General features: G+C 38.6%; 17 protein-coding genes. 14 read left to right on the forward strand and 3 right to left on the reverse strand.

The window, feature by feature from the left end; genetic code table 11:
* Positions 1 to 710: 710 nt before the first annotated feature.
* The 4 genes from HMPREF1320_RS08760 to odhB all read left to right on the forward strand — a co-directional run bounded on the left by HMPREF1320_RS08760 (position 711) and on the right by odhB (position 6,376).
* Positions 711 to 3,482 carry a 2-oxoglutarate dehydrogenase E1 component gene (locus HMPREF1320_RS08760; protein WP_009418267.1) on the forward strand — a complete coding sequence of 924 codons (2,772 nt, stop codon included), beginning with the start codon at positions 711 to 713 and terminating at the stop codon, positions 3,480 to 3,482.
* A 25-nt stretch (positions 3,483 to 3,507) separates the two neighbouring features.
* On the forward strand, positions 3,508 to 4,068 hold the full coding sequence (locus HMPREF1320_RS08765; protein WP_009418371.1) for a TonB-dependent receptor plug domain-containing protein: 561 nt from the start codon (positions 3,508 to 3,510) through the stop codon (positions 4,066 to 4,068).
* 83 nt (positions 4,069 to 4,151) lie between these two features.
* Positions 4,152 to 5,108, forward strand: coding sequence for a DUF4299 domain-containing protein (locus HMPREF1320_RS08770; protein ID WP_009418277.1), 957 nt, complete (start codon positions 4,152 to 4,154; stop codon positions 5,106 to 5,108).
* 29 nt (positions 5,109 to 5,137) lie between these two features.
* Entirely contained in the window at positions 5,138 to 6,376 is a 1,239-nt protein-coding gene (gene odhB / locus HMPREF1320_RS08775; RefSeq protein ID WP_009418335.1) for a 2-oxoglutarate dehydrogenase complex dihydrolipoyllysine-residue succinyltransferase, read from the forward strand.
* 85 nt (positions 6,377 to 6,461) lie between these two features.
* Here odhB and glmM read toward each other — a convergent pair whose 3' ends face one another.
* A complete protein-coding gene (glmM, locus tag HMPREF1320_RS08780) occupies positions 6,462 to 7,856 on the reverse strand; it encodes a phosphoglucosamine mutase (protein ID WP_009418296.1) in 1,395 nt (464 codons plus the stop codon).
* Between the two features lie 769 nt (positions 7,857 to 8,625).
* Positions 8,626 to 9,744 (reverse strand): formimidoylglutamase, encoded by a 1,119-nt coding sequence (locus HMPREF1320_RS08785; protein WP_009418282.1) that lies wholly within the window; start codon positions 9,742 to 9,744, stop codon positions 8,626 to 8,628.
* Between the two features lie 179 nt (positions 9,745 to 9,923).
* Between HMPREF1320_RS08785 and HMPREF1320_RS08790 the strand changes: the two genes are divergently transcribed.
* From HMPREF1320_RS08790 to HMPREF1320_RS08815, 6 genes are all read left to right on the forward strand, one after another.
* Complete coding sequence (locus HMPREF1320_RS08790) at positions 9,924 to 10,874, forward strand: 2-hydroxyacid dehydrogenase (RefSeq protein WP_009418381.1); 951 nt, start codon at positions 9,924 to 9,926, stop codon at positions 10,872 to 10,874.
* Between the two features lie 14 nt (positions 10,875 to 10,888).
* The gene (locus HMPREF1320_RS08795) at positions 10,889 to 11,707 is read left to right on the forward strand and encodes a 5'-nucleotidase, lipoprotein e(P4) family (RefSeq protein ID WP_009418327.1); all 819 of its coding nucleotides are present in this window, start codon (positions 10,889 to 10,891) and stop codon (positions 11,705 to 11,707) included.
* 106 nt (positions 11,708 to 11,813) lie between these two features.
* A complete protein-coding gene (gene ubiE / locus HMPREF1320_RS08800; RefSeq protein WP_009418459.1) occupies positions 11,814 to 12,548 on the forward strand; it encodes a bifunctional demethylmenaquinone methyltransferase/2-methoxy-6-polyprenyl-1,4-benzoquinol methylase UbiE in 735 nt (244 codons plus the stop codon).
* 17 nt (positions 12,549 to 12,565) lie between these two features.
* Positions 12,566 to 13,288 carry a porin family protein gene (locus HMPREF1320_RS08805; RefSeq protein WP_009418404.1) on the forward strand — a complete coding sequence of 241 codons (723 nt, stop codon included), beginning with the start codon at positions 12,566 to 12,568 and terminating at the stop codon, positions 13,286 to 13,288.
* Between the two features lies 1 nt (position 13,289).
* A complete protein-coding gene (locus HMPREF1320_RS08810) occupies positions 13,290 to 13,901 on the forward strand; it encodes a DUF2911 domain-containing protein (RefSeq protein WP_002671558.1) in 612 nt (203 codons plus the stop codon).
* Positions 13,901 to 14,956: a DUF3810 domain-containing protein gene (locus HMPREF1320_RS08815; protein WP_009418391.1), complete on the forward strand. Its 1,056-nt coding sequence runs from the start codon at positions 13,901 to 13,903 to the stop codon at positions 14,954 to 14,956. Before HMPREF1320_RS08810 ends, HMPREF1320_RS08815 begins: the two co-directional genes overlap by 1 nt.
* A 41-nt stretch (positions 14,957 to 14,997) precedes the next feature.
* Here the strand turns inward: HMPREF1320_RS08815 and HMPREF1320_RS08820 are convergent, their stop codons facing one another.
* On the reverse strand, positions 14,998 to 15,294 hold the full coding sequence (locus tag HMPREF1320_RS08820; protein WP_009418423.1) for a thioredoxin family protein: 297 nt from the start codon (positions 15,292 to 15,294) through the stop codon (positions 14,998 to 15,000).
* 569 nt (positions 15,295 to 15,863) lie between these two features.
* On the opposite strand from HMPREF1320_RS08820, the gene dnaN reads away from it, so the two are divergent.
* The 4 genes from dnaN (at position 15,864) to lpxD (ending at position 21,566) form a co-directional block, all read left to right on the forward strand.
* Positions 15,864 to 16,988 carry a DNA polymerase III subunit beta gene (gene dnaN, locus HMPREF1320_RS08825; protein ID WP_009418359.1) on the forward strand — a complete coding sequence of 375 codons (1,125 nt, stop codon included), beginning with the start codon at positions 15,864 to 15,866 and terminating at the stop codon, positions 16,986 to 16,988.
* Between the two features lie 106 nt (positions 16,989 to 17,094).
* Positions 17,095 to 19,185 carry an LTA synthase family protein gene (locus tag HMPREF1320_RS08830; protein ID WP_009418437.1) on the forward strand — a complete coding sequence of 697 codons (2,091 nt, stop codon included), beginning with the start codon at positions 17,095 to 17,097 and terminating at the stop codon, positions 19,183 to 19,185.
* A complete protein-coding gene (locus HMPREF1320_RS08835; protein WP_009418299.1) occupies positions 19,169 to 20,386 on the forward strand; it encodes an HD domain-containing protein in 1,218 nt (405 codons plus the stop codon). The genes HMPREF1320_RS08830 and HMPREF1320_RS08835 overlap by 17 nt, the downstream gene beginning before the upstream one ends.
* Positions 20,387 to 20,546: 160 nt before the next feature.
* The gene (lpxD, locus tag HMPREF1320_RS08840; protein ID WP_009418353.1) at positions 20,547 to 21,566 is read left to right on the forward strand and encodes a UDP-3-O-(3-hydroxymyristoyl)glucosamine N-acyltransferase; all 1,020 of its coding nucleotides are present in this window, start codon (positions 20,547 to 20,549) and stop codon (positions 21,564 to 21,566) included.
* The last annotated feature ends 2 nt before the right edge of the window (positions 21,567 to 21,568 follow it).

A 21,568-nucleotide genomic window follows, 5' to 3' on the forward strand; every position in this document is an offset into this window, starting at 1 on the left:
ATAATTACAAAAAAAGTGCCAAGATACTTCAAGAGCTACATTCAGGCTGTTCCAAAAGTCTTAAAATCGCATTTGCGTCGCTACACTTTGCCAAAGTTGCCTGTGTGGCTCGCACCTTTGGAAAAGTTGATTACCTTGATAATCAATTTCTTTTAGTTACATTGTAGAGGCGATTGGCAAATCGCCTTCACAAGACAAAACTTTTCGGACAAGCTTCATATCTCTACATTTTCAGAATAAAAATTACTAAATTTCCTCTTTTCAATAGATTTTATCTATCATAAATGGCTCTTATAAACATCTAATATATAGGTTATTAATAGCGTTCCTTCGTCTTTTGTTCGTCTTTTGTTCGTCTTAGCTTCGCTTTAGCTTCGGTCTACCTTCGGTCAAACTCCCTCCAAAATGGCTCTTTTTTCCTCATTTCTCATAGATAATATCTATATAAAGAAAACTATCCGCTTAATGAGTTGATATTTTTAAATATCACAACTATTTTATAGTTTCATTTTTTATTGATTTTTAAGATTTCCATAAGGTTAGATATTCCTTTTTTATTCTGAATTCTCATTCACTAATTTTCTAATTGGCTAATTCCCAAATTACTAATACATTATCTTAAAAATATTTCATAAAAAGTATGGTTATTCCAAAACAAAACATTACCTTTGCCTATCATTAATGAAAAATAAACGAAACAATTGCTTTTTATGGATAAGTATTCTTTTTTGAATGCCGCAAGTACGGCTTATTTTGGTGATTTATACGATAAATATCTCGAAAACCCCGATGCGGTAGAACCCAGTTGGCGTGCTTTCTTTCAAGGTTTCGATTTTGCTCAAGAGCAATACAGCACTCCGGTAGAAGAAGCGGTACCCGTAATGGTACAACAAGTGGTGGGTAACGAAAACCCTGCGCTTTCCGAAACTGTCAAGAAAGAGTTTGCCGTGCTTAACCTCATCAATGGTTATCGCACTTACGGTCACTTATTCGCACAAATTAATCCGCTACGTCCTCGTGAGCCATATACACCTACTTTGGCTATCGAAAACTACGGGCTTACGACGGCTGACCTCAATACTACCTTCGATGCTGCTCGTGAAATAGGCTTAGCTCCCTCGCCTTTAAGTGCAATTATTGAGGCGTTGAATACTACTTATTGTAAGTCGATAGGGGTAGAATATCAGTATATCCACAATCCCCAAGAACGTGATTGGTTCACCAAACGATTACAGCAAAATCACAATAAACCTCAGTTTTCTAAGGAAGAAAAACTGCAAATCCTTAACAAACTTAATGAAGCCACTTCTTTTGAGAACTTCCTTCATACTAAGTATGTAGGTCAAAAACGTTTTTCGCTTGAAGGCAACGATGCACTCATCGTAGGTCTCGACTTTATGGTGGAAGCTGCTGCCGAGCAAGGCGTAAAACACGTAGTGCTCGGTATGGCGCACCGTGGGCGATTAAATGTATTAACCAATGTGTTCGGCAAGAATCCAAAGGATATCTTTTCCGAGTTCGACGGTAAGGATTACGAAATGGACGATTGGTTCGACGGTGATGTGAAATACCACTTGGGTATCACTACCCAACGCTCTACTCGTGCCGGAAAAACCGTAGATATGAATTTGGTACCTAATCCTTCGCATCTTGAATCTGTAGATGCCGTTGTAGGAGGTATTACTCGTGCGAAACAAGACCACTATTGTCAAGAGAATTTCCGACAAGCCTTGCCTATCATCATTCACGGTGATGCTGCTGTGTCAGGGCAGGGTATCGTCTACGAAACGGTGCAGATGTGTGGCTTGAGAGGCTTCACCAATGCGGGTACCGTGCATATAGTGATAAATAACCAAGTAGGGTTCACTGCTAATTTTGCCGACTCGCGTTCGTCGTTATACTGTACCGATATTGCAAAGATGAACGATTCGCCTGTGCTTCACGTAAATGCCGACGATGCCGAAGCCGTAGTGCGCACTTTTCTCTTGGCAATCGATTACCGCCAAGCCTTTGGCAAAGACGTGTATATCAATCTCTTCGGCTATCGTAAATACGGTCATAATGAAGGCGATGAACCGCGTTTTACACAACCTCTTTTGTACAAAATTATAAGTAAGCACGACAATCCCCGCAATATTTACGCACAGAAGCTAATCGAAGAAGGGCTCATACAGCAAAGTTATGTTGCCGAGATAGAGAATGCTTATAAAGCTACTCTTGATGCCGACCTTGAAGCATCTCGTCGTGAACCACTTACGATATTAAAGCCTTTTATGCAAACCGAATGGCAAGGCTTTGAAATAGCGTCGCCAAAACAAATGTTACAAAAGGTAGATACGACTATTAGCAAAGGAAAACTCGACACAATAGCCAAGGCACTTACTGAATTGCCTGCCGATAAACCTTTTATCAGTAAGGTGAAAAAGATTGTAGCCGACCGTAAAGAGGCGTATGCACACAACCATATCGATTGGGGAATGGCAGAACTCTTGGCGTATGGTTCACTCCTTAGTGAGGGCTACGATGTACGTATCACTGGGGAAGATGTGCAACGCGGTACATTTTCGCATCGTCACGCCGTGCTCAAAACAGAAGATACCGAAGAAGAAATATGCTTCTTGCAAGACCTCAAAGCCAAACAATTGGCAACAGGTACTTTCCATATCTACAATTCGCTGTTATCCGAATATGGAGTCTTGGGCTATGAGTACGGCTATGCAATGGCAAGTCCGCGCACGCTTACCATATGGGAAGCACAGTTCGGCGATTTTTCCAATGGTGCGCAAATAATGATTGACCAGTATATCTGTTGTGGTGAAGACAAATGGAAAGTGCAAGACGGATTGGTAATGTTGCTCCCTCACGGTTATGAAGGACAAGGAGCTGAGCACTCTTCGGCACGCATAGAACGCTATTTGCAACTCTGTGCTGAGAACAATATGTATGTAGCCAATTGTACTACCCCCGCTAACTTTTTCCACCTACTCCGTCGCCAAATGAAGACTACCTTCCGTAAGCCGTTGGTAATATTCACTCCTAAAAGCTTATTGCGTCACCCCCAAGTGATTTCAACTGTGGAAGACTTAGCTGGCGGACAGTTCCAAGAGGTGTTAGACGACCCTATTGCTAAAGCTCAAAAAGTAAAACGCGTAGTATTTTGCTCTGGTCGTTATTACTACGACCTCTATGCCGAACGCGAAAAACTTAGCAGAGACGATATAGCCTTAGTGCGCATCGAGCAGTTGTTCCCACTACCGCTAACACAGCTCAAAACCATTATAGCGAAGTACAAACACGCCACCGACTTTATTTGGGCGCAAGAAGAGCCTAAAAATATGGGCGCTTATGGTTATATGTTAATGAACTTCGATTTGGTAAAATGGCGTTATGTAGGTACTCCCGCCTATGCAGCCCCTGCCTCTGGTAGCCATACCCGTGACCGCAAACGCCACAACGAAGCTATCGCAGCTGTATTTGAATAATAAAAAACTAAAAATACCAATTGATATGAAACGAATTATTACATTACTATTGCTGATAACCACTTATGCACTATCAGCGCAAAAAACAGTTACCAAAATTGTGTCACGAGAGCAGAATTCACCCTTGCTCGTGGTGAATGGCGTTCTGATAGACGATAACAAGATAGGTAGTATCTTTTTAAACGCAATTGATCCCAATGATATTGAGAATATCAACGTACTTAAAAGCGCACTTAAAGATCCTTCTGCTACTGTTTTATGTAGCAGTAAAGCCGAAAAAGGAGTGGTTATTATTACTTTGAAGAAAAGCAAAGACACTTCTAAGAAAGATAACCTATCAGGAATAGAAGCTCCTAATAAAGCTTTTCCTCTGGTTGTTGTCAATGATGTAGAGTTTTCAGATCCTGAAGTAGGAAAGCTTTTTATGAACAATGTCAATCCTAAAAGAGTAGAGAGTATCGTAGTGCTAAAAGACAAAAAAGCTACTGAAAAATACGGTGAGAAAGCTAAAAACGGAGTGATTTTAGTTACTCTAAAAGGAAAACCTGAAAAGTTAGATATACCACCTTACGAACCTAAATCGTAGTACGACGAGCAATTCGTCGTAAACTTTGGCAAAGTTCAACCCCTATGGGGAACGCAGCTTTCTAACACATAACACCTAAAAAAATGAGTCGAACTTTTTACATTAAAAACACACAAGCACCTGAAGAAATGACTCCTCAGCAATTGCTCGACCTCCAGCGTGAGGGATTTGTACAATACTCTATTGATGATAACGATGAGCATTACTCCCAAGTGATGAACGCACCGCTTAGTGATTGGGGCTATATGCTGATGGGACAAGAAGGCATCAGTGGTCGCGGTTTTGAGGTCTCTTACGACACCGAAACCCAAGACTACGGTGTGCGCGTCTTTACTCCCAGTACCGAAGCCGATTGGTTAGGTGCGTACGAGTTTATTGGCAAAGTAGCCACCGCATTGGGTAGCAAAGTAGTTGATGAAGAAGGAGAAGTTTATGAACCTAATGCCATTACGTACGATTATAGAAACGATATTAAATTTGGTGTCAAATGTTATGAAGGTGAAAAAGGAGGATCTTATCTGTTCGGTGTCTATCGTCCTATATGTTTGTCAGACGAAATGATAAAACGGTTATTAGCTGCCGAAGATAAGGTAAAAGCCTTTAGTCAGCTTATAGAAAAACAACTATATGAACATCCTGATGCATATATCGCACGTCAGCAGTTTTTTAGAAATGACAAAGGAGAGGTTATGGGAGCTTATGCTCTTACAGAGGGCGTTCCTACTATCTTGCCATATGAATATCCGCCTTTTGTAGATTTCACCCAAGTAAACCTCAGTCAAGATGATGTTAAATTGTGGCGCATTAGTTTGGTAGTTATCAACGGCGATGAAAACGACCCCGATGCTTATGAGGTACTCGATGGGCTCGATTACCAAACCTTTTTAGAGCGATTGCCTCAAGAGAAAATACAAAAACTCGATGGTCACTATATGCTTATAACCCTCAACCGACAAGAACTTGAAGCTCTTTTACAAAACGACAAGCAAGAACGCAAAGGATTCTTAGCAAAATTGAAAAACTTTTTAACGACGAAATAACTAATACCTAACACCTAAAACTAAACGATATGTTGGAAATGAAAGTCCCTTCACCTGGGGAATCTATCACCGAAGTAGAAATAGCCCGTTGGCTTGTAAAAACGGGTGATTATGTAACCAAAGACCAAGCTGTTGCCGAAGTAGATTCCGATAAGGCAACCCTTGAACTTCCCGCTGAAGCTAGCGGAATTATTACATTGCAAGCCGAAGAAGGCGAAGCCGTAAAAGTAGGACAAGTGGTATGCTTGATTGATACTGAAGCAAAAGCACCAATAGGAGCTTCATCAGCAGGTACTTCACCATCACAACCAGTTAAACAGGAAGCTCCTGTGGCACCCAAACCTACAGCTCCTGCACCTTCCACAGCTCCTATAGCACCTGCATCTTCTGCAAAGCAAGTTCCAAGTCCTGCAGCTCGTAAAATATTAGCAGAACGCGAGATTCCTGCATCAGCAGTAGTGGGTACAGGTAAAGGAGGTCGGATTACCAAAGAAGATGCACTTAAAGCCTCCAAACCTTCGATGGGGACTCCTACGGGTGGCGTTCGCAAAGAAGTGCGTACTAAGATGAGTATGTTGCGCCGAAAAGTAGCCGAACGTTTGGTGAGTGCTAAGAATGAAACCGCTATGCTCACTACTTTCAATGAGGTGGATATGACGGCTATTTACGAGTTGCGCGCCAAATATAAGGACGCTTTCAAAGAGCGCCATAATGTGAGCCTCGGCTTTATGTCGTTCTTTACTTTAGCCGTCGTGCGTGCTCTTAAACTCTTCCCCGATGTCAATTCGATGATTGACGGACAAGACAAGGTAACTTACGATTTCTGCGACATCTCTATAGCCGTTTCAGGACCTAAAGGCTTGATGGTTCCCGTGATTCGCAATGCCGAGAACCTTTCGTTTAGAGGTGTGGAAGCCGAAGTAAAACGCTTAGCCACCCGCGCTCGCGATGGACAAATTACGGTAGATGAAATGACTGGTGGTACTTTTACGATTACTAATGGGGGCGTGTTTGGCTCTATGCTTTCTACCCCTATCATCAATCCGCCACAATCAGGGATTTTGGGTATGCACAACATTGTAGAGCGTCCTATCGTGCGCAACGGACAGATAGTGATTGCTCCTGTAATGTATGTCGCTCTTTCATACGACCACCGTATCATCGATGGGCGTGAATCAGTAGGATTTTTAGTAGCTGTAAAAGAAGCACTTGAAAATCCTGTAGAAATTCTAATGAATAGCAATCCTAAACAAGCTCTTGAGCTCTAAGGAATTAGAGAAAAAGATATAGAAAACTCCCTATAAAGCTAACAGCTTTATAGGGAGTTTTAATAATTAGTAAATTATGAATCAGTTACTTTACAAAAGCAACGGCTTTCATTTCTTCAATAAAACGCAGAGCGAGTTTATCGGCTTCTGCTTGACTTTTAGCTTCAGTATAAATGCGAATAATAGGTTCAGTATTAGATTTTCGCAAATGTACCCAGCTTTGAGGAAAATCAATCTTTAAGCCATCGATAGTATTGATTTGCTCGTGTGCGTACTTCTTTTGCATTTCACGTAGGATATTATCGGGGTTAATGTCTTTGGTAAGTTGTATTTTGTTCTTGCTCATATAATAAGCAGGATAACTATTGCGCAAGGTCTTTACACTGCATTTTCTTTCAGCAAGTAAGGAAAGGAATAACGCTACACCTACCAAAGCGTCACGACCATAGTGTAGTTCAGGATAGATAATACCTCCATTGCCTTCACCACCTATGATTGCGTGCACTTCCTTCATTTTAGCAACTACGTTTACCTCACCTACAGCTCCTGCTGCATACTGTACTCCGTGCTTTTCGGCTATATCTCTCAATGCACGAGAAGAAGAGAGGTTAGAGACTACATTTCCTTTGGTTTTTCCTAAAATATAATCGGCGCAAGCAACCAAAGTATATTCTTCGCCGAACATTTCACCTTCTTCCGTAATAAAAGCTAATCTATCTACATCGGGGTCTACTACGATACCAAAATCGGCTTTTTCTTCAAGTACTTTTTTACAGATGTCTCCCAAATGTTCTTTTAAAGGTTCGGGGTTATGAGGAAAATGTCCGTTTGGTTCACAATACAAACGAACTACTTCTACGCCAAAACGTTCTAATAACTTTGGAATTGCAATACCTCCTGTGGAGTTCACCGCATCAACAACTACTTTGAATTTACAATTGCGTATGGCTTCGATAGTAGATGATGTTAGCAACCCTAACACTGCCTCAATATGTTTTTGAATATAGGTATTATCGTGAGAAATGCGTCCTAAATCTTCTACGTCAGCAAAAACCACCTTATTCTCTTGAGCAATGGTTAGAATTCTTTCGCCTTCTTTAGCACTGAGGAACTCTCCCTTATTATTGAGAAGTTTTAAGGCGTTCCACTGTTTAGGATTATGACTTGCAGTGAGAATAATGCCCCCATCGGCTTTTTCCATTGTAACAGCTACTTCGACGGTAGGAGTTGTACTTAGCCCGATATCCACTACATTAATGCCTAATCCTACAAGGGTGTATTGTACTAAGTTCTGTATCATTTCGCCCGAAATACGTGCGTCTCTTCCTACAACCACCTTTATATTTGCTTTGTTGAGGTTTTCTTTGAGCCACGTACCATAAGCGGCAGCGAATTTCACGGCATCGATAGGGGTTAGATTTTCATCGGGTACACCTCCAATAGTACCGCGAATACCTGAGATTGATTTGATTAATGACATAATTTAAGTGATTATACTCTCTTCAAAAAATAATGATAACATAGAAGAGAGAGTGTTTTTTCGCGACAAAAATAGGATAAAAAAATGATATATAAAAATTTGAAATCATAAAGATTAATGGTTAGTGGTTAATGATTAATGGTTAATGGTTAATAGTTAATGGTTAATGGTTAAATTAAAGAAGGCTTATGGGATAAACGAACAACAGGCGAAGAAAGAATGGTTCTACAGTGGGTCTACAGTGGGTCTACAGTGGTTTAAGAATGCTTGATGAATGAACAAAAGACAAATTCAAAATAAGGAAATAATGGAGGTAAGAAAGAGACTATTGGGAGCTTTTAACTTTGCCAAAGTCTGAAACTTTGGCAAAGTCCATACTGGAAAAGGGAGTATAGTGACGTAAAGACGGTGCGAGCTACACGGGAAGATAGAGAAAAGACGAAGAATGAACGAAGAATGAACGAAGAAAAGACGAACAATGAACGAACAATGAACGAAGGAAAGATGAAGGAAAAGTGAAGGAAAAGATGAATGACGAATGACGAAAGCCCCCGAACCCCCGAAGGGGGACAAGCCTTAAAGAGAAATTAGTGAAGACTATCAATCTGAAAGACAAGAATTATTTGAAGAGAAAGCGAAGCTAAAGTAAACCTAAAGCGAACAAATAACGGTACGATCCGCAAGGGTGGATAAAGAATAAATGAACAAAAAGCGAATTTAAAGTAAATGAAATTGCGATTTTGTATAGCTTTATAGAAAAGAAATTTGCTTATACTGATTTGCGATAGGAGCGCCACCAACGTTCGGGGATAGTGCCGCTAATGGCTTCTTCGTAGTCTTGAGGTAGACAAGGAATAAGTCCGGAGGGTATGTGGTTTTGAGGTCCGGAGTATTTATCGCCTCCGGGTTTCATCCACCAGCGTTCGGTTTGCGTACTTTTGAAGAACTCTATTTGGATATCTTCAATGGGAACGATGTATTTAGTGTAATTCTCGTCGTTTATCACAGGTAGTTCTTTGATACGGAAGTTAAATCCTTCGTAGAAATACCAAAGCATTTCGGCGAGTAGCTGACTTGCCAAATCGGTATTGGGAATCTCGAAAATACCTGCCACTTGTACATTACTACTGATACCTGCATAACGCGTGATAGCACATATTTCCCTACTATTGAAGCCATTTACATTCCCTTCAGTTAACATATCTTTTGCCTGCACACAGGTCATATCGACGCTCACGATATCGGCATCACGCATTGCGGGCTCGATAATCTTCAAATCATTCACTATATTGCCCAAGCGGTGTACTTCAAAACACATTTTTTCGAGCAAATCGAGCTCTTCTTGAGCTACGTAATAAGACTGATAGCCGAGATTGGTAAAATCGAGTAAATTCACGGGAGGTTCTGAAATGAGTTTGCTCATATAGGAGCTCTCTACAAAGAGTTCTTCGGTATCGCCAAAATCGAACTTAGCATCTACACACACTACATTCACCATTTGTTCGAGACTATCGAAAGCGCGGTAGAGGGAATAAGTAAAGTCTTGCGAACCGCCCAGTACCACAGGGATAACGTCTTGCTTAATAAGCTCGGCTACAATTTCTTTGATAGCAAAATGAGTATCGTCGTCGGTTTCGCCTAAGGGCAAGTTACCCAAATCGGCAATGGTAAAATTCCAATTTCCCATAAAGAGAGAATACAGATGCTGACGGAAGCGATAGAATGACTGTCCTTCTGTTTCGATACAGAAAAAGGCAATTTTCACGTTGGTAAGGTCAGGTAAACCAAGGGAGGGGAGGTGTTTATGGAGTTGGAAACCCACTTGTTGTGGCTTGTAATCGTCTAAGGTGAAAGCTTCATCAACGGGTTGTAAATAGGATAGTGACATAATTTTTCTTATTAATAGACGGCAAAGGTAGGGGATAATTAGCAAATTAGCAAATTTGAGGATTAGCAAATTATTTGAGGTTCTTCACTTGTAGTTCGTAATTATTTATTATTTTTGCAAAAAATTAAGACCTCTATTAGGCTCTTTATATTTAAAGATAAAAAAGGATTCACTTTAAAATGAAGATATTACATATAGACAAAAACCACCCCTTGATGCTTTCACAACTCGCAGCACAGGGTTTTGAAAATTACGAAGACTATACAAGCTCTAAAGAGTCTATTGAAGCTAAAATAGCTGATTACGACGGAATTATTATCCGCAGTCGTTTTACCATAGACAGGACATTTTTAGACAAGGCTACCCGATTGAAATTTATAGGTAGAGTAGGTGCAGGGCTTGAAAATATAGACGTAGCTTATGCCGAAAGTAAAGGCATAACGCTCATCGCAGCCCCTGAAGGCAATAGAAATGCAGTAGGCGAACACGCACTCGGTATGCTTCTGGCATTGCTGAACAAGTTTAAGAAAGCCAATAACGAAATTAAAAACGGCAAATGGTTGCGAGAGGAGAACAGAGGTTGGGAGCTCGACGGCAAGACGGTAGGCATCATAGGCTACGGCAATATGGGAAAGAGTTTTGCTAAGAAATTGCGCGGTTTTGACTGTAGTGTGATTTGCTACGATATACTCCCCAACAAAGGTGACGAGAATGCCAAGCAAGTAACCTTAGTAGACTTTTTTCGCCAGGCAGATGTAGTGAGCTTGCACACACCTCAAACTCCACAAACTATAGGTATGGTGAATGAAGTGTTTATCAATAGTTTTGCTAAGAGTTTTTGGCTCTTAAATACTGCACGTGGGAAGAGCGTAGTTACCGATGATTTGGTACGCGCCTTGCAAAGCCGGAAAGTATTAGGGGCAGGCTTAGACGTGTTAGAATATGAAAAGGCATCGTTTGAAGACTTCTTTAGCGACGAACAAATGCCCAAATCGTTTAAATACCTATTGGAAGTGGATAATGTGATTCTCACTCCTCATATTGCAGGCTGGACTTTAGAAAGTAAAGAAAAGCTTGCGCAGATAATAGTAGACAAGATAATTAGCAAATTTGGAAAATTAGCAAATTGATAAATTAAATAGAAATGAAAAAGAATTATTTACTCATTGGAGTAGTAGCTTTACTGCTCGGCAGTTGCTGTGCTACTAAAAACATTACCACAACGCAAACTACTACGCAAGAAAGTGCCCTCATTGCCAACGGCAAATTGTGGTCGTCTTACTTTCAGCAAAACGCTGCTGAATATGAAGCTTTGTGTTTGCAAGCCTTCAACATGGCACAATTGCGATTAGACGAAGCCCTTGCTAAAAAGGGCGATAAACCGCTGGCAATTGTTACCGATATAGATGAAACCTTTTTGGACAATTCGCCCTTTGAAGCCTATTGTGCGAAACAGGGTATTAGTTATTCACAAAAAGCGTGGGAAGAATGGACAGTTTTAGGCGATGCCAAACCGCTAACAGGCGCGTTAGAGTTCTTTAAATACGCCGATAGCAAGGGAGTAGCTATTTTCTATGTGACTAATCGTCGTGACAACGAACGTGAAGGTACGACCAAGAACTTGCGCAAGTACAATTTTCCTTTGCCTTCAGACAATCGGCTTATCTTGCGTTCTGCTGAGAAGAGTAAAGAAAACCGTCGATTACAAATTGCAAAAGACTACGACATCGTGCTCTTGATGGGCGACAACCTTTCCGACTTTTCCAAAGATTTCGATGGTGGTACTCCAAAAGAACGTTCAGAGGCAGTACATAAGAACAAAACAGAGTTTGGCAAGCGTTTTATTGTGTTCCCTAACTATTCTTACGGCGATTGGGAAGGAGCTGCTTATGGTCATAAATACTCTATTCCAGAAGCCGAGAAAGAAGCGATTATTAAGAATAATACAAAGGCATTTAAATAGGTAAGAGGTAAAGCTAGGGTTCTGGAATTGGCGTGTATGTGAATAAGAGACAAAAATATTGTCAATTGAAAATTAATTTCTATCTTTGCAAAAAATTAAGCACTATATGCCTAAGAACACTGTTACGCCCTATCAAGATTCAGCACAGGGTAAAAAAGAACAAGTTACCCAAATGTTTAACACTATCTCAGATACTTATGATGGTTTGAACCGTTTGATTTCGTGGGGCTCAGATGTAAAATGGCGTAAATTTGTAGTACAAAAAGTAGCAGAGATACACCCTACTACGGTGCTTGATGTAGCTACGGGCACAGCCGATTTAGCAATTGCTCTTACTACTATTCCAAATGTGAGGATTACAGGATTAGATATCTCAGAAGGAATGTTGGAAGTAGGGCGTGAAAAGATAGCTAAAAAAAAACTTACTGACCGTATTAATTTAGTACACGGAGACAGTGAGCAATTACCTTTTGCTGATGCTACTTTCGATGTTGTAACGGTAGGCTTTGGAGTACGCAACTTTGAAGATTTAGAAAAGGGACTAAGTGAAATTCTCAGAGTGCTGAAACCTAAGGGGCGCTTGGTGGTATTAGAGACTTCTGTACCTAAAAAGTTTCCTTTTAAACAAGGGTATCATCTATATACAAATTATATGATGCCCCTCATTGGCAAACTCTTTTCTAAAGACAGGTCGGCTTATCGGTATTTATCTGATTCGGCTATCCATTTTCCTTACGGGAAGAAGTTTCAAGAGATATTAGATAAGGTAGGTTATCAGAAAACTGAATATTATCCTAAAACCTTAGGTGGAGTAGTCACCATTTACATAGCTAATAAATAGAACTTTAACAATAAAAAATGAATAAGAAAACATTTAAAAAGAGTCTTATAGGGTTGTTCTTATTTTTAGGAGCATTGAATTTGTATGGGCAAATCAAAGAGCCTATTATGAACTTAGAACATTTTGATGACAAACGCTTTCAATGGGGATACTATTTTGGTACCAATGTGTTTGACTTCAAAATAGATTACCGCGACTTAAATTATCGCACAGCTAATCTGCGAGAAATACAAACTGACCGTAAATTAGGTTTTAACGTAGGTCTTACAGGCTCTGTACGCTTAGTGAAATATCTCGATTTGCGAATTGAGCCAGGTTTGGTGTACAACAAGCGTATTCTTATCTTCCCTGGATTCTCCGATTCTAGAGATTCGATGCGCGATGTTCCTTCTACATATATTTATATTCCGTTATTGCTAAAGTATAGCGCTAAGCGCTGGTATAACGTAAAACCGTACGTAACGGCAGGAGCTTCGATGGTGTTTAACTTGAGTAGTAATGCGAATCTAAATGTCGATAACTCCGAAAAGACTTTCCGTGCTACAAGAAATGTTTTCTTCTATGAATTAGGTTTAGGTATTGACTTCTACACTCCTTATTTTAGAGTCTCTCCTTCTCTGAGGGCCTTATTTTCAGTTAATAATGAGTTGATACCCGATAATAATCCCAATAGCCCTTGGACAAGTAACCTTAATGGTTTAAAGAGTCGTGGGTTCTTATTAAATCTAAACTTCGAATAATATGAAGAAACTAATCCTTATAGTAGTTTTTTTGATAAGTCTTGCGTCTTATGCGCAGAACTTTAGCTACCCTATGGCAAGTCCACGTCAGGTAATCACACAACAGTTTTCTGTGAGTCAAATTACAGTAGATTACGGTCGCCCAAGTGTGCGAGGGCGTAAAATATTTGGCGAATTAGTTCCCTATGGGAAGATTTGGCGTTTAGGAGCTAATCAAGCTACGAGTATTAGTTTCCTTCAGCCTGTAAAATTTGGAGGCAAGTCGGTAAAGAAGGGCGATTATGCTATTTTTGTAACTCCTGAAGCTCACCAGTGGACGGTAGTTCTCAATTACGATGCCGATGCGTGGGGAGCTTATAGCTATGACCCTAATGAGAATGCTATTGAATTTACAGTGCCCGTTACTCAAACCAAAGATTTACAAGAAGCTTTAGAGTTCTCATTCGAGAACATTTCTAATGAAAAAGTAAATTTAGTAATTCGTTGGGAATATACTAAAGTGGAAATCCCTATTGAAATAGACAAAAAAGAAACTATTGATAAGATTATAGAGCAACTCAAAGAAGTAAAACAATTTGAGAGAGACTTGGAAGGTAAAGACGATAAGAAATAATGGAAAGGAAACAAGTATGGAAATATAGTGTTTTTGCTATTTACATAGTTATTTGGCTTGTTTTTCGTACCCTCCCTACCGTTACAGAACATATTTATAGTAAAGGTATCTACCCGTATATAGCTAAAGTGTTGCACTTTTTATTCGGGTGGATACCTTTTTCTATGGGTGATATTCTATACACGTTGTTCATTATAGGTATATTTTTTGTCGTAGTAAAACACTTCAAAAAGTTATGGCAAGACCCCTTAAAAATCTTAGATAAAATAATTTCAAAAATAATACGTATTGCCTTTGCCTTTTTCTTCCTCTGGGGGTTCAACTATTTTAGGGTACCTTTATCGGAATCTTTGCACATTTCTAAAGAATATACCCAAGCCCAACTGCTGAAAGCTACACAAACGTGTATTGACAGAGCCAACTCAATCCATTCTCGATTAGCAACCAATGATACTACTAAAGTAGACTTTTGGCTTTCACAAAAAGAAATATATCGCATTGCTTATAACGGCTATCCTTTGGGGAAACAAGGTGTTACAGACTTTAAAGCAATGAAAAGTGTAAAACCTTCTCTTTACAGTAAATTGCTTACCTATATGGGATATAGTGGGTATTTGAATCCGTTTACTAATGAAGCCCAAGTAAACAGAAAGATGATAGGTTATAGTGTGCCTATTACTGTTTGCCACGAGATAGCACATCAAATGGGGTATGCTGCCGAAGAAGAAGCAAATTATTTAGGGTATTTGGCAGCTCTAAAAACTGATAATCCTTATTTTAAATACAGTGCAGAACTCTTTGCCTTGCGCTATTTTCTCAATGAAGTAGCTCAAGTAGCCCCTACTGAATATGAAAGCCTTCGCTCTCAAATTCACAAAGGTATCTTTGAAAACTATAAAGAAGTGCGTTTGTTTTGGCAACAATATGAGAACAAAGCTGAGCCTGTTTTTAAAGCAAGCTACGATGCGTTCTTGAAAGCAAATAAACAATCACAAGGCATCAATAGTTATGATTTAGTGGTAGGATTCCTAATTCCTCATTATGCTGGAAATTAGGAATTAGAACTAACCATTAATTATTGACCTTTAATCATTAATTACAGAAATTTGTTAAGTTCCATTAGTAAAACTTCACTGTCTTGAAAGCCTTCTCCCCGCCAAATAAGATTCATATTATTAAAGATAATAACAGTAGGCAAGGCACTTATCTTCAATGCCTTACTTAATTCTTTATTCTTGTTAATATCTACTTTCACAACCTTTACTCTATCTTTCAAAATAGTAACTACTTCGCGTAATACAGCATTCATATGTAGTGAAACTTCAATACCTTCAGAATAAAAACAAATGAGCACAGGTGTATTTACATTGATGATATCACCAAATTTCTCCATAATTTTATGTTTAAAATAATGGCACAAAAATACAAAGTTTTTTTTAATTACAAATAGAAATAAACAAAATATATTATTTTTTATTTTTAAAAAGCTATTAACGCTATTTTATTTTCCTCTTTCCTTTAGCATTTCTTTGTTCATTGTTCGTTCATTGTTCGTCTTTTGTTCGTTGTAGAGCCACTGTAGACCCACTGTAGAGCCACTGTAGACCCACTGTAGAGCCACTCACTGTTCGTTCTTCCTATAAGATTCGTATAAGCTACGTATAAGATTGCTTCAAACAAAAACTGTCTTTCTTTGTTGTTTATAGATTCGTTTTTCTATTGTTGGCAAAGTTTCTATTTTTTGGAATTCGTAGGAGATTAAAAAAAACAGCGAAACTACCTATTTGTAATTGCTTGTCGTGCTAAGAATTTCTGTAGTGTAAGTCATACTATCTCTTATGTCGAACTCATATTAAAATTAAAAAATATCTAAAAAAATTTGGTAGTAACAAATATTCTTTCTACTTTTGCCATTATTACTCCGCAAAGGGGTAAGTTTTGTCATTTAAAATATATAAAAATATGAAGTTTATAGTATCAAGTTCTTACTTATTAAAGAAGTTACAAGTATTTGGCGGTGTAATCAATAACAACAATACAATGCCTATACTCGATAACTTTTTGTTTGAACTGTCTACCAATTCTTTAACTATCTCTGCTTCCGATTTGGAAACTACTGTAAGAGGTACTTTGGAAGTAGAATCAGATTCAGAAGGGAGCATAGCAGTATCAGCTAAATTATTGATAGATATTCTTAAAACCTTTTCAGAACAACCCCTTACCTTTTTGGTAAAAGAGAATAATGTAATAGAAATTAGCTCTACTACCGGTAATTATACGTTAGCTTATTTAGATGGAGAGGAGTTCCCTCGCCCTGTAGCTTTGCCTGAAGCAAGCAAAGTAACGATGATAGGCGATGTATTAGCAACTGCCGTGCAAAAGACTATCTTCGCAGCAGGAAATGACGATTTACGTCCTACAATGAGCGGTATTTTATTCCAATTCAGTGAAAACGGACTTACCTTTGTAGGTACTGATGCTCATAAATTAGTGAAATACGAACGCTTAGACATCAAAGCTAATGAAGCGGCTGATTTCATTATGCCTAAAAAACCGTTGAACATTCTCAAAGGTATTTTAGCAGGTAGCGAAACAGAAGTAACAATAGAATACAACGAGAGCAATGCAAAATTCTCTTTTGACGATATGGAATTCATCTGTCGCCTTATAGATGGTAAATACCCTAATTACGATGCGGTAATTCCTAAAGAAAATCCTAACAAACTTATCTTAAATCGTTCGCAATTCTATAGTTCTATTAACCGTTTATCGTTGTTTTCAAATAAAACTACCCACCAAGTGCGCTTGAAAATAGCTGGTTCTAGCTTGGTAATTTCAGCTGAGGACGTAGATTATAGCAATAAAGGTGAGGAGCGTTTCACTTGCAACTATCAGGGAGACGATTTAGAAATAGGCTTCAACTCTAAGTTCTTGAAAGAGATGATTAATAACTTAGACTCTGATGAAATCTTGATAGAAATGTCGTTGCCAAATCGCGCCGGACTTATCACGCCTGTTGATGGACTTGATGAGGGTGAGAAAGTGCTAATGTTGGCAATGCCAATTATGCTCAACACAAATCAATAAATAAAGAATTTTTCATTTTTAAAATGAAACGCCTTATGAGTCTTTTTAAGGCGTTTCTTTTTTTAAGAGAGAAATCACAATGTTTATCATTCAAAAATAACTATCTATGAAGTCCATTTTAGAAAGAATAAAGCCTTTTACTTATATAGCTGCCTTATACCTAATCGTATCGTTTGTGATGCGCATCGTTTTTATGGTGCACCCTATTACTGCTACCACATTTTCGGTGTGGAGTGTGTTTAAGATGCTTTTCATAGGCTTACTATCCGACGCTTTTGTGATAGTATTGGCAAGTAGTATTTTAATGCTTTATTTCCTATTTATTGCCAATGTAAAGTACAAAAAACCTTATGGTGGCATTATTTTAGGAGCATTTATCCTCATACTACTCTACATACAGTTTTATCCTAACAATATATTTGCACAATATGGGGGCGTGATTCCCGAAATCGCATTAGCTTTCTTCGGTTTTAAAACGTTGTGTTTTGCTCTTTTGCTCTTTTTACCTAAGTACAGAGGCCAACTGCGCAATGCATTGTATTTTATTACGTTGGCTATCTATGTATTTGCCATAGTGATGAATGCAGTAAGCGAATATTTCTTTTGGAATGAGTTCGGGATTCGTTATAACTTTATTGCGGTAGATTACCTTATCTATACCAATGAGGTAATAGGCAATATAATGGAGAGTTACCCCGTTGTACCTTTGTTTTCAGGAGTGTTTGTAGTAGTATTGGCAATTACGATATATTTATTTCACAAGACTAAGAGTGTGCTAAAAACAATACCCACCCTCTTTGAAAAAACGATTATAGTAGTGCCCTATTTACTGTTAGTACTTATAGGAATGTGGAGATTACCCCAGCTTGATGCTATGACTGCCGAAAATACTTTTGCTCAAGAAATACAAAGTAATGGTGTTTACAAGTTTTATTATGCTTTTACCCATAGTGAGTTAGACTTTTTTCAGTTTTATCCTACCTTGCCAGAAAAAGAAGCTGAAAGCATTGTGCTCAAACAACTCAATGCGCCTGCCCTCGAACGAAAAATTGTAGGCGATACTACCGAAGTACACCGCAATGTGCTCCTCATTTCAGTAGAGAGTCTTTCGGCAGAATACCTCACAATGTATGGCAATGCCGATAACCGTACACCTTTCTTAGATAGCTTAGCTAATAACAGCTTGTTTTTTACTAATTTGTATGCTACAGGTAACCGTACTGTGAGAGGATTGGAAGCCCTAACCCTTTGCATACCACCTACTCCAGGGGAAAGCGTGGTGAAGCGCAAAGACAATAAAAATAAGTTTACCACAGGTAGTGTGTTCAAAAGCAAAGGGTATGATGTGAAATATCTCTATGGAGGTGATAGTTATTTTGATAATATGAAAGACTTCTTTGTGGGTAATGGCTACGATATTGTAGATAGCAAGAGCTTTACTCCAGAAGAAGTAACTTTTTCCAATATATGGGGTGTTTGCGATGAAGATATGGCAAACAAAGCTATAAAAGTGATGAACGAACAAGCTAAAGCTGGCAAACCGTTCTTCAATCACTGGATGACCGTGAGCAATCACCGTCCGTTTACTTATCCTGAAGGTAAAATTGATATTTCTCCTACCGAAAAACGACGTGCAGGTGGAGTAAAATATACCGATTATGCGCTCAAGCGATTCTTTGAGATGGCAAAACAACAAGAGTGGTATAAAAATACTCTTTTTGTGATTGTGGCCGATCACTGTGCATCGAGTGCAGGTAGTACCGAATTGCCTTTAGATGGTTATCGCATTCCTTGTTTTATTGTTGCCGATTTTATCACTCCTAAAAAAGTAGATACAATGATATCACAAATAGATGTGATGCCTACCGTTTTTGGTTTGCTAAATTTCAATTATACCTCTAAGTTCATAGGACAAGATGTGCTAAAAGAAGGCTATCAACCGCGTGCTTATATTGCTACTTATCAGGATTTAGGTTATTTAACCCCTGATAAACTCACTATTATATCACCTTTGAGAAAAACCACTCAATACAGTTTGCGCAAAGAAACCGAACAACCCTCACAAGAGTATCCGTTGTTTTATGAGCAAATAAAAGAAAACAATGTGAACAAAGAGCAAGCAAATGCTTGTATAGGGGCATATCAAGCTACTGCCGAGTGGTTAAAAAACAAAAAGTTCAATGCGGTCAAGAAATAAGCTAAAAATTATCAACGACCCTATTTATGGGTTTATCCATATCCCCAGCACTTTGGTGTTCGACATTATTGAGCACCCTTATTTCCAGCGACTCAGACGCATTAACCAAATGGGACTTTCGTATTTGGTGTTCCCTGGGGCTAAACACACTCGTTTTGAGCACGTATTGGGGTGTGTGTTCTTGATGCAGAAAACAGTAGAGATGCTCCGTTTCAAGGGAATACAAATCTCTGAAAAAGAGGCTGAAGGACTCTATATTGCCATATTGTTGCACGACATAGGGCACGGACCTTTTTCTCACGCAATGGAACACAGCATTGTCGAAGGTATTTCTCACGAGGAAATCTCTCTTCTCTTTATGCAAGAGCTTAACAAGGTATTCAATGGCAAATTAGATACCGCTATAGCAATATTTCAAGGTACTTACCCTCGTAAGTTTATGCATCAACTCATCTCTGGTCAGTTGGATATGGATAGAGCCGATTACCTCAAACGCGATAGTTTTTACACAGGAGTCGCCGAGGGGAATATAAATTCTGAACGCCTTATTTCAATGCTTAACGTACGCAACGACGAATTAGTAGTCGAAGAAAAAGGCTTGTACTCGGTAGAAAAATTCCTAATAGCCCGCCGCTTAATGTATTGGCAAGTGTATCTGCACAAAACTAGCGTAGTAGCCGAGCAGATACTCATCAGGTTGCTCAATCGCGCCAAAGAGTTGGTAAAACAAGGACAAGAACTGACTATGTCCACCGCCTTAGCTTTTTTTGTAAAAAACAAGATATCCAAAGATAATTTCTCACAAGAAGTGCTTGAGATGTTTGCTCGTTTAGACGATACAGATATTATTTCAGCAATGAAAGAATGGCAGTTCCACCCCGATGTAGTCCTTTCTAAACTCAGCAAAATGTTGCTCAACCGCGATTTGCTAAAAATAAAAGTCAGATTGAACGATTTTGAAGAACAGAAGATAAAGAGACTGCAGAAACTATCAATTGCCAAAGGAGTAGGCGAAAAAGATATGAAGTACTTTGTCTTTACAGGAGTGATGACTAACAGAGCGTATAATCCAGGAAAGGAAATAATTAAGATTCTTACCAAAAATGGAAGAGTAGTAGATCTTACTAAAACCTCTGAAGCCATCAATTTAGAACCTCTTTCACAAGTAACCGAACGATACTATATTTGCTATCCAAAGTAAGGTAGAAAAGGAGGGAGTAAAATTACCCGATAGAGAAAAAAAATAGTAAAAAGAGTGCTATATGAAATAATTTTTATATTTTTGTTGCGAAAAACAACCTTTTTTTAAGACAAAAACATATAAATATTGCTTTATATCGTTTTGATTATAAACTAATTAAATGAAATTTACAGCATTACAAATAGCCAATGTACTCGGCGGTGAAGTAGAAGGAAATCCCCAAATTGAAGTCTATAAACTTTCAAAAATTGAAGAGGGAAGTGAAGGGAGTATATCTTTTTTGGCAAACCCTAAATACAAACATTTTATCTATACTACTCAAGCATCTATAGTGATTGTAAATAAGGACTTTGAGGCTGAAGATAAAATATCAGCAACTTTAGTGAGAGTAGACGATGCTTATGCAGCTTTTACTAAACTCTTAGAGTTCTACAATCAAGTGAAGATGAATAAAGTAGGCATAGAACAACCTTCGTTTGTCGCTTCGTCTGCTAAAATAGGACAAAATGTATATATAGGAGCTTTTGTGTATATTGGCGAAAATGTAGTGATAAGCGATAATGTGAAAATCTATCCTAACACTTACATAGGTGATAACTCATCAGTAGGTGAGGGGACTACTATTTTTGCAGGCTGTAAAATATATTCCGAAACTGTCATAGGCAAAGATTGTATGCTCCACAGTGGAGTAGTATTAGGTGCTGACGGATTTGGCTTCCAGCCCAATGAAAAAGGAGAGTTCAGCAGAGTGCCACAGATAGGTAATGTCGTTATTGAAGATTCTGTAGATATAGGTGCAGAAACAGCTATAGATCGTGCAACTTTAGGTTCTACTATCATTCGTAAGGGAGTAAAGTTAGACAATCAAATACATATTGCCCACAATGTAGAAATAGGTAAAAATACAGTGATTGCTGCCCAAACAGGTATCGCTGGCTCAACTAAAGTAGGCGAAAATTGTATGATAGGAGGACAAGTGGGAATTGTAGGACACTTGGTCATAGGCAACCGCGTAAAAATACAAGCCCAAACAGGAGTAGGACGCAATCTCAAAGATGATGAGGCTATTCAAGGTTCACCTGCTTTAGGTCACGCTGAATACAATAAAGCTTATGTGATTTTTAGAAAGTTACCAAACTTGCTAAAACGCTTAGAAGAATTAGAGAAAAAATTAAAATAAAT

The sequence above is a fragment of the Capnocytophaga sp. oral taxon 335 str. F0486 genome (genome assembly GCF_000277665.1).
Lineage (GTDB): Bacteria > Bacteroidota > Bacteroidia > Flavobacteriales > Flavobacteriaceae > Capnocytophaga > Capnocytophaga ochracea.